Annotated in this window: 14 protein-coding genes and 2 pseudogenes; 11 read left to right on the forward strand and 5 right to left on the reverse strand. The window is 53.3% G+C overall.

All coding sequences use genetic code 11. The features are described from left to right. The 6 genes and pseudogenes from KW848_RS30795 to KW848_RS30815 all read left to right on the forward strand — a co-directional run. A pseudogene (locus tag KW848_RS30795) lies at window positions 1-356 on the forward strand (hypothetical protein); the annotation flags it as partial. A 15-nt stretch (window positions 357-371) separates the two neighbouring features. Then, window positions 372-596 carry an inovirus-type Gp2 protein gene (locus KW848_RS32070; RefSeq protein WP_256365338.1) on the forward strand — a complete coding sequence of 75 codons (225 nt, stop codon included), beginning with the start codon at window positions 372-374 and terminating at the stop codon, window positions 594-596. 38 nt (window positions 597-634) lie between these two features. Next, entirely contained in the window at window positions 635-943 is a 309-nt protein-coding gene (locus KW848_RS32075) for an inovirus-type Gp2 protein (RefSeq protein ID WP_309140092.1), read from the forward strand. A 254-nt stretch (window positions 944-1197) separates the two neighbouring features. Continuing rightward, entirely contained in the window at window positions 1198-1812 is a 615-nt protein-coding gene (locus tag KW848_RS30805) for a dual specificity protein phosphatase family protein (protein WP_218539106.1), read from the forward strand. A 377-nt stretch (window positions 1813-2189) separates the two neighbouring features. Beyond that, window positions 2190-2717 carry a DUF4232 domain-containing protein gene (locus KW848_RS32690; RefSeq protein ID WP_375154759.1) on the forward strand — a complete coding sequence of 176 codons (528 nt, stop codon included), beginning with the start codon at window positions 2190-2192 and terminating at the stop codon, window positions 2715-2717. Next, a protein-coding gene (locus KW848_RS30815; protein WP_218539099.1) for an IS3 family transposase occupies window positions 2614-4163 on the forward strand; the annotation gives its coding sequence in 2 pieces (ribosomal slippage) (window positions 2614-3064 and window positions 3064-4163; 1551 coding nt in all). The genes KW848_RS32690 and KW848_RS30815 overlap by 104 nt, the downstream gene beginning before the upstream one ends. 401 nt (window positions 4164-4564) lie before the next feature. Here KW848_RS30815 and KW848_RS32695 read toward each other — a convergent pair. After that, window positions 4565-4894 carry a LysR substrate-binding domain-containing protein gene (locus KW848_RS32695; RefSeq protein WP_375154760.1) on the reverse strand — a complete coding sequence of 110 codons (330 nt, stop codon included), beginning with the start codon at window positions 4892-4894 and terminating at the stop codon, window positions 4565-4567. Then, window positions 4887-5288, reverse strand: coding sequence for a type VI secretion system contractile sheath small subunit (tssB, locus tag KW848_RS30820; RefSeq protein ID WP_218539100.1), 402 nt, complete (start codon window positions 5286-5288; stop codon window positions 4887-4889). The genes KW848_RS32695 and tssB overlap by 8 nt, the downstream gene beginning before the upstream one ends. A 566-nt stretch (window positions 5289-5854) precedes the next feature. Between tssB and KW848_RS32080 the strand changes: the two genes are divergently transcribed. Together KW848_RS32080 and KW848_RS30830 are read left to right on the forward strand one after the other, a co-directional pair. Next, window positions 5855-6076 carry a hypothetical protein gene (locus KW848_RS32080; RefSeq protein ID WP_256365339.1) on the forward strand — a complete coding sequence of 74 codons (222 nt, stop codon included), beginning with the start codon at window positions 5855-5857 and terminating at the stop codon, window positions 6074-6076. Window positions 6077-6681: 605 nt separating this feature from the next. Continuing rightward, window positions 6682-6915, forward strand: coding sequence for a hypothetical protein (locus tag KW848_RS30830; protein ID WP_218539101.1), 234 nt, complete (start codon window positions 6682-6684; stop codon window positions 6913-6915). Between the two features lie 399 nt (window positions 6916-7314). Here KW848_RS30830 and KW848_RS30835 read toward each other — a convergent pair. Continuing rightward, window positions 7315-7506 (reverse strand): annotated as a pseudogene (locus tag KW848_RS30835) (IS66 family transposase); the annotation flags it as partial. A 173-nt stretch (window positions 7507-7679) separates the two neighbouring features. Next, the gene (locus KW848_RS30840; protein ID WP_218539102.1) at window positions 7680-8021 is read right to left on the reverse strand and encodes an RHS repeat-associated core domain-containing protein; all 342 of its coding nucleotides are present in this window, start codon (window positions 8019-8021) and stop codon (window positions 7680-7682) included. A 14-nt stretch (window positions 8022-8035) separates the two neighbouring features. Here KW848_RS30840 and KW848_RS32700 point away from each other — a divergent pair, with 14 nt between their 5' ends. From KW848_RS32700 to KW848_RS30850, 3 genes are all read left to right on the forward strand, one after another. Then, window positions 8036-8200, forward strand: coding sequence for an inovirus-type Gp2 protein (locus tag KW848_RS32700; RefSeq protein WP_375154758.1), 165 nt, complete (start codon window positions 8036-8038; stop codon window positions 8198-8200). A 368-nt stretch (window positions 8201-8568) separates the two neighbouring features. Beyond that, a complete protein-coding gene (locus KW848_RS30845) occupies window positions 8569-9198 on the forward strand; it encodes a hypothetical protein (protein WP_218539103.1) in 630 nt (209 codons plus the stop codon). Window positions 9199-9292: 94 nt separating this feature from the next. Next, window positions 9293-10822, forward strand: coding sequence for an Ig-like domain-containing protein (locus KW848_RS30850; protein ID WP_218539104.1), 1530 nt, complete (start codon window positions 9293-9295; stop codon window positions 10820-10822). A 116-nt stretch (window positions 10823-10938) separates the two neighbouring features. On the opposite strand, the gene KW848_RS30855 is transcribed toward KW848_RS30850, so the two are convergent. After that, window positions 10939-11251 (reverse strand): hypothetical protein (locus tag KW848_RS30855; RefSeq protein ID WP_218539105.1); only part of this gene is annotated, 313 nt, incomplete at its 5' end.

Raw genomic sequence — 11251 nt, forward strand, 5'->3', positions numbered from 1 at the left:
GCTATCACATCCATGCGGCTTACTTCTTCAATGGTAATGAGGTGTGCAGGGATGTCTACAAGGCTCAGCAGATAGGTGACTTGTGGGCGCGGATTACGCAAGGCCAGGGTTACTTCGACAGCTGCAACCATGACAAGGAAGAAAAGTACGGTAAGAAGGAACAGGAACAGGAGCAGGACAAGGCAGAGGAGCAATACGAGCTGGGTATCGGCATGATCTTTCAGAACGATCAGGAGATTCGTCCCCATGTCCATTACGCCATGCGCTACCTGGTCAAAGATGCTCAGCACGTGCGTCTCAAGCCCATGGGGGCGAAGTGTTTGCGTAAAGGTGCGTTGCGCGGGCTAGCTGTCTGAGATGGCTACGCACTCATGGTGGACAAAGGCCCCTTCGTTGAGCAGTACTTGGAGAGGTTGTACCAGGCGCTGCAATACGCTTTGAATGACTACGCCCGTGTATTTGCCTTCAGGTCTGACTTGAGATTGCCTCATGGCCAGGACCTACCTGGCGATGCTATGACCAATAGGGTCATACCGCGCTTCAGGGCCTCGCTGGAGGCGCAGATCAGTCATGATCGTCGCGTGCTAGTAGACTGAACAGATCGGCCCGTGACAGCAGTGTCAGACCCTTTTGGGTGGACGAGCTTGGACAGGAAGGTCTACCGCATTACCACCGCATTGTGTTGCTCAATTGTGATGCTTATCGCTCTGTGGGCCGTATCGGGTCTGAGCGTACGAACCTGTACAGCCGTCTCGTTAACCAATTGCATAACCCCAGAGCGGCCACGTTCCACCTGACTCGGCAGAACTACCTTGGTCAGGACGAGTTCTTTCGTCGGTCGAGCTACTTGTGCAAGGCCGTGACTAAACACTATGTTGATGGTCAGCATGGCTGTGGAGGCAGTCGGTGTCGGGAGACGGTTTGTAGATCGCTGGTGCAATAGGGGATATTACGTCTGAGAGAGTCGACATGATCCTTGGGCGAGCTCATCACTGCTGTGAGCGGGCCTCGAGCGGTGTTGGGAAATGAATGGTGGAAGATGCTGTCCTGCACCGACCAACCGTACTTAAGTTTGTTAGTATCCCGCCATTATGGACAAAGCAAAGGTCTGTCATGGAGCGCCTCAATGGAGCGATACGTCTCACCACGAACAGGAAAGGGCCCTCGTCCCGAGGTTTTGCCGGTGTTATCGCGGCTATGGTCTTATCCAGCCTGATATCTACCAGCGCGTCGGCCAACCTGATCGGTACGTCTTCGGATGTCGCCAGCAGCGCAAGCGCGTGGGCAACGCCCGTGGACAAGGCTTTCAATCTCTACGAAATGACTCCCACGTTGTATCGCAGTGCGTTGCCTAACGGCGAAGGGCTGTCGATGCTCTTAAGGTTGAAGATCCGGACAGTGGTCAGCTTCATTAAGGAGGACGACGCGGTCTGGTTGGGAGACACCCTCGTCAAGCATGTGAACATTCCATTGCACGCAGACAGGGTCGACGATGCCGACGTGCTGCGGGTGTTACGGGTCGTGCAAGAGGCTCAAGCCGAGGGCCCAGTGCTGATGCATTGTAAGCATGGACGTAACCGTACCGGCCTGATGGCGGCCATGTATCGCGTAGTGGTTCAGGACTGGAGCAAGGAGGACGCGCTTAAGGAGATGCAGTACGGTGGTTACGGCAGTTTCGAGGAGCTGACGGACGCGACTCGTTATGTAGAAAAAGCTGATGTCACCCAACTTCGATTGGCGATGGCCAGAGGCGAATGCAATACCACGCGATTCTCGAGTTGTTACGTGCGCAAATGGTTAACGCAATTTTGAGCAATATACTCGCTCAGCATCATCGCAGGTTGGCAGACTCCCAGATTGATAGTAGTAGCTGATGATGTTTCACCTTTGGCGTTGCGTCGAATAAATAGCGGTTGGTTGAGTTTGAAACTGAATGGATATCAACCGAGGGTTACATGACGATCCAAGAAGTGCGCCGGGATCTCAGTCACCGCACTGTGCGCTAGGCAACCTACTGTGAGAGCAGAATGAAAAGTCTATCAAGTTTGTACATCTGTCTGCTTGCGGGTTTGGTCGTATCTATCGGTTTGTCTGCCCCTGTGCAGGCCGTGTCTGACCAGAAGGCAAGTTTTTGTCAGGCTAGTTAGTTGGACGTCCATTTCGAAGGCCGGGATGGCCTATTTGACGCCATGTCACAACGTGGCACTTTGTTGGTTCTGCGTAACAACGGGCCTCACACCTGTCAGCTTGGCGCACTGCCGACGTTAAGGTTCGAAGGATCTGGTGGCCGGCGGCGACCGGTTGATCGCCGTCTCCCGCGAGGAATGCACCCCGGACCGGTATTGCTACCGATCGCGGTCGCTCCTGGGGTTGAGGTCGCCATGTTGTTGCATTGGGTGTCTGGGGATGTCTATCCGGGGCACAACTGCTTGACCCCAGTGACCGCGGTGCTTGACCTGTCGGAGGGGGCGTTGCGCGTGCCATTTGGTCTCCCGATGTGCGCAGCGGTTGGCTCTACCGAGTTTTTCGACCAAGCCCCCCCCGGTGTCAGGATAGTTGTCGCCTCTCTGGATTTACCCCCAAAAGCGCACCGAGGGCGGAAAGAGACAGGTTGTGACGTACTATTCACCCGAACGCAAAGCCGCATTGCTCAAGATGTTGCTTCCCCCGCTGAGCCTGACCGTGGCCGAGGTTTGTCGCCGGGAAGGAGTCAGTGATGTATCGATGTACCTCTGGCGCAAGTTGGCCAACCAAGGAAGTAAAGTGCCAGACGACATACTGCTTTCTGATAAATGGTCTGCTGAAGCCCGGTTTGCTGCCGTCCTTGAAACGGCCAGTCTGACGCAGCTTGAGTTGGGCGAATATTGCCGTCGAAACGGTCTGTACCCCGAACAGCTTAATGCCTGGCGTCAGGCCTGTATCAGCGGACAGGAAGCTGTGCAGGCGCAAAAAATGGCTGATCATGAACAGACGCGCAAAGACAAGAAACGCATCCTGGAACTGGAGCGTGAACTGCGCCGTAAAGATGCTGCCTTGGCCGAAACCGCAGCGTTGTTAGTGCTGCAAAAAAAGCTCAACGATTACTGGGGGACCGACGACGAGGACAACTGACCTCTTTGCCGGAACGGCAGTTATTAGTGGGTTGGTTAATCGAAGCGATCATAGCGGGAGCCCGAAAAATGCGGGCCTGCCAAGAGGTCGGACTATCGCTCAGAACCTTGCAGCGCTGGACCCAGCTGCCGGAGCTACAAGCCGATGCGCGCACCACCACCTTGCGGCCCAAGCCGCGTAATGCGTTGAGCGAAATCGAGCGACACGCCATCGTAGCGCTGTGCAACAGCCCCACGTATGCCCATTTACCTCCGAGCCAGATCGTTCCACGCTTGGCCGACGAGGCGCGATATCTGGCGTCGGAAGCTACGTTTTATCGCGTCTTGCGAGCAGCCGGCCAACAGCATCATAGAGGCCGCAGCCGACGCCCCCAGCGCATTGTAATGCCGACAACACATGCGGCTCAGGAGTCCAACCAGGTGTGGTCATGGGACATCACGTATCTGCCGTCGCCCATACGCGGCAAGTATTACTACCTGTATTTGATCTTGGATATTTACAGCCGAAAGGCAGTGGGTTGGGAAGTTTATGAAGAAGAGAGCGGAGAGAAAGCGGCTGCTCTGCTGCAACGCAGCGTGATCAACGAGAAGTGCCTGCGTAAGCCGTTAGTACTGCACTCTGATAACGGAGCGCCGATGAAATCGGTGACACTGTTAAGCAAGATGTACGAGCTGGGCATCACGCCTTCTCGTGGTCGACCGCGTGTGAGCAATGATAATCCGTACTCGGAGTCACTGTTTAGAACGCTGAAGTACTGCCCGCAATGGCCCCTTGAAGGCTTCGCCAGCTTGGACGCTGCACGGACTTGGGTGAGGGATTTTATGCGTTGGTATAACACCGAACACCGGCACAGCCGGATCCGCTTCGTCACCCCATCAGAGCGCCATCGTGGGCAAGACCACCAAATCCTGGTGCTGCGGCACCAGTTGTATGAGCTGGCACGCCAGAAAACTCCTGAGCGGTGGTCTGGAAAAACACGCAACTGGGAGCCTATAGGAACGGTGCTGCTGAACCCGGATCGGGAACAGCAGGCCGATAGAAAAACGGCATAGCAAAACGGTTGACGCGACAACCACCTTGAAAAACGCCGCCCCGCTGGGGCGTGCGGATAAAGTCGAATGAAGGCCGGACGCAGGCTGCTTGAGCCGTCCGCTCAGTAGGGGGGCATCATTGGCTTACAACGCAGCCCGCCGTATGGGTGAAAGAATGATCGTCGCCACTGGAGCACAGAGCTGCTTGATTAGCGCCTAATCCCGATTTAATTCAATCTTGGGTGCCCAATGTTAACTTGTCGGGTCGGAAGAAATCGGTTCCTGAGCGAACTCTCAAATAAGAGTGATCGCACGCTGCGCTATTGGAGATAGGGTTTTGCCGGCCACCTGACCCATCGCGTAGTTGAGATAGAATGTTTCCTGCGGTAATTCTGGGGTGAGCTGATATTTCAAATCAACGATCACTCCTTCTTTAGATCGTCAGCCACCCAGTCATTCCATGTGAACAGCAGGTAATTGCTTTTCAACGTTGCATTGCGCAGCAGGTTGAAGTCATTGCAATTCAAACCAACGGGCAGTGCCGTATCTTCGGTAAGGTTTAACAGATGGCGTATATGGTTTTCGGTGGTTTCAGTAAGGTTAATAAATGTCCAGGGATAATCGAGCAATAGCGCTGAGGTGATTGGTTTTTTATTGCGTGCGAGTGGATGGTTGGTGCTACAAAAAATTGCAAGTCTGGGGGTTAATGGGGGAATTGCAAACCTGATGTCATTGGCCCATATATTAACGATCTTCTTGGGGCGCCAAAACGGCTAATTCATTTCGCAACTCGTTACGCAGCGCATCCTCTTTGAGGATGCGTTCCAACTCTTGGCGAAAGGTCGCGTTGTCCAACAGGTTAGATTTGAGATCGCGTAGCAAATTGCGCATGCCCAACAAGGCCCGCAGTTGCGGGATTTGTCGCGCTACCTGCTCCGGCTCGAAGTCCTTCTTGCTCTGAAAGCTCAACGCGACCGCCGTGTCGGCACCGTCATCGACCAAGGTATTTCCCACGGCCAATTTCAGAGCCGGAAAAAACTCAGCCAATACAACGTCGAAATTGTTTTTGTTAATGCTCGCCTTGCCCCCCCCTTTCAATTGCGCATCAAGTGTGTATTCCAGATGACGGTGCCAGCCCTTAGGCATCTGGATAATGAACTCATGCGTTTAAACGTACAGTTTGAGCATCAGACACAAATCCCCCAGGTGATGTTGCAGGCGCTACGTCATCAGGTGAGCGGCCTGCTGCAAGGTCTGGAACGAAACCTTTACTTGGGTGAAAAACTGCCGCAACCCCGAAGGATATCGGAACCGTTGTTTACGACGCCGGTGATGATTTTACCCGCTCGGCCTATGCCAGAAGTGCCCACTGCATCCTCGCAGACCAGGCAGCGGCGTATCGCCAAATGGCTTTTTACCGTGGCTGCGACAATCGCACTGGTCAGTGGCTTTTTGTGGCGTTACTGGTTGGCTGATCCAGACAAACGCCTGGTTCAACTCGTCCAGCAAGAACACCGAACACCCGATTCGGTACGTTTGGACAGCTTGTCACTGTTCGATGCCGGCAGTTCCAAACTCAAGCCGGGCTCGACCAAAGTGCTGATCAATGCCTTGGTCAACATCAAGGCCCAGCCGGGCTGGTTGATCGTTATAGTCGGACCGACAACTCGGGAGATGCCCAGCAGAATCTTCAACTGTCCTATGCCCGCGCCTTGGCCGTGCGTAATTGGATGCAGCGCATGGGCGATATTCCCGACAGTTGCTTCGCCGTGCAGGGTGCCGCAGGTAGCCAGTCGATTGGCGATAACGACACCGCTTCGGGGCGCGCGACCAATCGTAGGGTGGATATCCAGCTGGTGCCGCAGGCAGGTGTTTGTGAGCAGGCTGCTGTGGCGGCGTCGTTATCGACGGGGCGTAATCAAGTGTATCGCTAAAGTAAGAGCCTAATTCAGTCGAGGCGCCATGTTACCCCCGCCGATGAAAATGCTCCCACGCTTGGATTCCCCAAAATCCCACCACCAACAGCAACCGCGGGGTCCCCTAGGTATGCCAACGGATCGGCGTCGTGCTGGCCGTCACCGTGGCGCACATTGATATTCTGCTTTATGCATTGCAACTGAAAAATAGCGGTTGATTACTCGCGAGTACCCCACAGGACGATACAGTCTGAGCGATGAATGTAGAGCTGTTGCACTGGAGAGCGCTTCGTCAGCTTGTGGCGGGTGACAGTTTTAGACGGCTGGTGAAGCGTTCTATCAGTGCAAATCTTTAGATTTATATCTTGCTCCTCCAGTTTAGGGTTATGGCCTTAACCAATGTGTATTAATTACTGGGCTTAGCCGGGGAAACCCGTGAGTGGACCTGAGATGGGGGCAGCGTGTTCTGTGAAGCGTTGAAGAAATTGGTTATGAAGTCTATTCGAATTCGGCCTAGTAATAAATCGAACAAATCTTGCGAAGTGTTGTAACGCTGGCTTTACTATCAGTCGCTCGAAACGACTTTGATCGCAAAAGACGTGAGCATACAGTCGGAGAAATATATGCACACTGAAGCGCATTTTGTGTTAGAAAATGTCTTGATAGCTTGCAAAACCATCAACGTTTTTGGTGATCTAGCCGTCAAAAATTTGGAAACCGGAATACCAATTGATTTGATGGCGGAGGAGAAGGATGAGCTGGTGCGGGCCTTCAAGCTGATGCGGCTCACTCTAGACTTTGTCGATCCGTTAATTACTGCCAGCTTCGATCACGCGTCCCGCAGGTGCGTCGTATAACAATGTCGCTCATCCCTCATCGATCCCATGCAGCCCGGTCGTGTACCGGGTTTGTATGTTGTCCGGTACGACGTATTAGATTTGATGAATAAGATCGTTCTCCGCAACCGTTCGTTCGTCCAGTACACGTGTCTGATCCCAGTGAATAGATCGCGGATGTCCATCGGCAATCGCCCAGATGCAGGCCTAAGGTTTGCGTCATATCGGTATTTTCGACAGAGCCCGTTGCGCCGGTCAAGGTCGCTGACCGCTATTCAGAAGATGGCACTGATCTCCGAGCCAGCTCTAGGAGGGTGTAGGTAAAATCGGGATGGTTTGTGTACCCTTGACGAGCATTGGGTACTGTTCTGCGGCCAGTGCGGGCGGGCGTCCGGGTCGAGCATGGCTTCAAGGCTCTCTCGGTGGCAAATGCTCGCAGCGCTTGGCAAATTTGAAGTGTTTGAGCCGCGCGATCTCGTGGGCCAGTTTCTCGTTAACCGACTTGTGATGAGTGGTTTTCTTGTCCATCGCCTCGACGCGCCGGATCAACTGCGCTGCCAAGGTACGCAGTTTTTCAGGGTTTAATGGATCGAGATTTGGATGCGGAGTCATGCCGCCGATTTTGCAAGAGAAGGCTAGTGGCGGCGATATACGGATGGGCCAATTACGCTGGCAAGCGTGCCATGGCAGACGAGTTAGAGCACCGTTATGGCTCCTCCGGAATCGACGCGTTGCCAGGGTAAACCGGGCACCAAGGCTTGAATTTGTCTGCATTCCACTCGACTTCAGAGCCGTGTCGCACGCCTGGCCAAAAGAAGCGCCCTTGATTCAAACGCCGTGCTGCAAGCCAAATCCCCCACGCCGTCATGCACCAACACTTTCATACGATTGGCGCGGCGGTTGGCGAATAGATAAGCAGAGTGCGGCTTCGGTGAGGCCCCGTCGCTGAGCAATTCAGCGGTCAGCATCCCGTCGTTGATGATCGCGCCGAAGATGTCAAAATGACCGGTGAGGTCGTTATTATTAATCGGATCCCTTGTGCAATGCGCATACGGATTAATCTGGCCCGTTCTAACCGAACTCGTACTATCCGGCGACGTAAAACGCCTCAGCGCGGGGCTATACATCCGCTAGCCTTGCCATGGTGATACCCACCCAGCACCGGGTCGATGCGTTCACTGCTGAGGTAATCCAGGATGATTCGGGGGAGATGGATCGATACTTCCATCGGGTGAGTTACCTTGGCAAGGCTGAGACCAAGGAGTACGGTCAGCGATGCCGTGCGTTTAGTTGTAGCAGGGGATAATGCGCCCTGTATAGGGCTCCATGATCCAGCGAGGAGTCTTTTGCCCTGGTCCATCAATACCATGCCGTCAAGGGTAGGGAAAGGACGTGTCTCCTTTATGGTTGGATGCTCACTTTTGACCTTTATGGGATTCTCCCGAAATAGAAATGCTGCAGTCCGATGCGTGAGCGCCATGACTTGGCAGCTTCTACTGAACGATGGAGCTTATATCTGGCCATGAGGCACAAGGATCAAGCATATGAGATAGCTCGACGGGCGGGGGGGCTGGGTGATTACGCAATAATAAAGTGTAGGGCCGTGTGGTCGAACTGCTGCAGCTGGTCCAGCATGGTATTCGCTTGTCCACTTGATCGTTAAGGAAATCCTACATGCCAGTATTGCCCATTGCGACAGAGAGAACTGTTGGTGGAGTTATCACAAGTGCGGATATCGTTGCCACAACTACCGGCAGGATCCAAACGGCCTATTATCAGATTCTGGGGTTTGACGAGGTAAGTGGTAATACTACAGTGGGACGGAACTCGAGCGCTGCTGGAAATAGTTCGGTTGTAGTCGGGGACGGTGCTGCAACGATAAAACTACAATCTTTGGCGATGGGCTGCGGTAGCCATGTCGCGAGCGAGAACGGTATGGCGTGTGGTTACAATGCTTTCGTGGGTGAAAGCGCTCAAAATGCTGTTGCAATTGGCTACAAGGCAAACGCGACGGGCATGAATTCGGTTGCAATCGGTGCTCTCTCGACCACTCTCGATGATTTGGGCTCGGCAATGTCCGAAGTGGTCTCGGTAGGAAGCGACAAGATACAGCGCCGTATTGTCAATCTCTCGCCGGGGAGCAGCGACAACGACGCCGTAACATTACTGCAACTGAACGCCAAGTTAGAGGCTCAGAGTCAAGTAATGCTTGCTCTGTTGACGGGTGAGTTGAACTCGCTGCGGCTTGAGTGTCGTGAGTTATCAGAGAGAGTTAAGCGGTTGTCGATAGGAAAGTCGGATTAATAAAGGCCATTCTCTTCTCCAGAATTCTTCAACGTTGCAAAAGAATTCTAGAAAGAGGGGGCGAGGTCGTATGCCATACACGGGAGATAAAGGCATGGTTCTAGATTCTGTTGCTCCGCAAATGAAAGTGGTGTTGGAGCCTTCCGGAACGTACGGGGATAATCAACCTGCTGACGGAAAGACGCCGGATATTGCCAAGGCAACATTGCCTGTGAGCGTTCCACAAGACGCAAGCGTGTTGTTTTCGATCCTGACGGCAGGCTGTGTCTTTGTTGGCACAGGTGGCACAATCGGTGACAAGGGGGCGACGTTTACCAAGGTGGCAGTTAACGGTGTTGCCGATGATGTTGAGTTCACAAGTAGCGGAGCCACGTTCGTGGAATTGTCCGCTCAAGTGATAGACCGACCGGTTACGCAGTCCACGGCCGAGTTCTTTTTTACGCAGGTTCCAGCCGAATTGGACTTGCAGCCACCGACCGCAACGGCAGTCGCGGATGCTAGCGATGTGGTTGTCGTGACGGCTACGGTTGTTGATAGTCAGAAAAAGCCGATCAAAGATGTTCAGGTTACCTTTTCTGTAACCGGGGGCGGGACTCTCTCATCAGGCTGCGGCCGTACCAATGGTCTTGGCCGAGCGACGACTAATGTTACAAGCGGCAATGCGGGTACCTCGACGGTGACTGCGCAATGTCCGGATGTGGCGCCGCAAAATATGATCATTCAATTTACGGCGGTTTCCCATGACCCTGTTCACATTGGGTTAACATCGGAGCCGCCGTACGCTCTTGCCAATTCTCAGGATAAGATCATGGTGATGGCGACCGTTTATGATGCCCAAAATGGCGTCATACCGAATGCAAATGTGACGTTCAGTATAACGTCTGGAACTGCCGTTGTTAGCCCAACCAATGTTACTGCCGCGAATGGCGCAGCAATCACCTATGTGACAAGTGGATTGATCGGCACCCCTCAACTCAAAGCGACTAGTGGCAACGCGGCACCGAGCTTTATTTCTCTCGATTTCCGTAAGCCAGAAGTCGGTAGCATCCAGCTTGACGTAAATCCTAATTCAGCGACACCGGGTTTTCATCAACCGAATGTGGTGTTTACAGTAGCGGTAACTGACACCTCCGGCGTGAAACTCCAAGCGGGGACAGTAGCCTTTTCGGATAACTCAGATGGTGCGTTGGTTGATAATCTGTTTGACTACAATTTAATCAATGGCTCGCATAGCGAAATTAATAACGGAATCGCGATGCAGCAGGGTGCGAGCTTTTCGTTGGGAAATTTTGCTGTTATCGCAACATGCGACGGTAAAAGCAGCTTACCTACGACAGTGCGCTTCCAGCATAGGCTAGCGATCAATGATGCGCCGTCGAGTTTGGGTGTAAACTATTCCGGCACGGTGTCCGGTTCCTATGATGGAGGGCCGGGGAAGGTATTGACTGTATCTACAGAATCAGGCCTTTCGGCACCGTCGACCTGCACCACAATTACAAATGGGGTGTTTTCCTTTAAGGTCGAAGGGGAAGATAGCGGATGGACCGGATCTGGTTCCCAGTCGTTTGTGTATGTATCGGATGGGATAAGTTCCGTTAGCCAGAGTATATATATATTCAAATAGCAACAGCGGCAGTCTCAGGGGGCAAGTGCAACACCTGATGTAAGGTGTTGCCATGTAAGCCGCGGTACCCGAACGCGATTTGATGTCTGACGAGCGAGCCAAATCAGTTCGGCTACTCACATCGACTTTATCGATACCACTTCCACAAACCTGAATTTCTTTCTGGCCATCTTAGTCGCTTCTTGCTCCGCAACCAAGGAGCTCAGCGTATCGGCCTCATGTACCATCTCGTGCATCTTGCCTTCAAATCCATTTCCGACGCGCAGCGTAACTCTCAGTCTGGGAGTAAAGCCTTTCGAGATCTGCTTTTTTTTCGCTGCTGTTATCGGTTTCACCATCGCGACATCCGTGACGGCTTGCATGTGTGTATTAATTGCCGACGCGGGAGGCTCAGATCTACCGAATAGCGCCCGTCGCATCTCTTCTTCC

This window comes from Pseudomonas sp. PDM25 (assembly GCF_019219045.1).
GTDB lineage: Bacteria > Pseudomonadota > Gammaproteobacteria > Pseudomonadales > Pseudomonadaceae > Aquipseudomonas.

Coding starts and splice junctions, on each gene's coding strand:
- KW848_RS30845 (WP_218539103.1), top strand. CDS start 8,569: ATGCCAGTATTGCCCATTGCGACAGAGAGAACTGTTGGTGGAGTTATC.
- KW848_RS32700 (WP_375154758.1), top strand. CDS start 8,036: ATGGTGATACCCACCCAGCACCGGGTCGATGCGTTCACTGCTGAGGTA.
- KW848_RS32690 (WP_375154759.1), top strand. CDS start 2,190: ATGTCACAACGTGGCACTTTGTTGGTTCTGCGTAACAACGGGCCTCAC.
- KW848_RS30850 (WP_218539104.1), top strand. CDS start 9,293: ATGGTTCTAGATTCTGTTGCTCCGCAAATGAAAGTGGTGTTGGAGCCT.
- KW848_RS30805 (WP_218539106.1), top strand. CDS start 1,198: ATGGTCTTATCCAGCCTGATATCTACCAGCGCGTCGGCCAACCTGATC.
- tssB (WP_218539100.1), bottom strand. CDS start 5,288: ATGCCTAAGGGCTGGCACCGTCATCTGGAATACACACTTGATGCGCAA.
- KW848_RS30840 (WP_218539102.1), bottom strand. CDS start 8,021: ATGTATAGCCCCGCGCTGAGGCGTTTTACGTCGCCGGATAGTACGAGT.
- KW848_RS30830 (WP_218539101.1), top strand. CDS start 6,682: ATGCACACTGAAGCGCATTTTGTGTTAGAAAATGTCTTGATAGCTTGC.
- KW848_RS32070 (WP_256365338.1), top strand. CDS start 372: ATGGTGGACAAAGGCCCCTTCGTTGAGCAGTACTTGGAGAGGTTGTAC.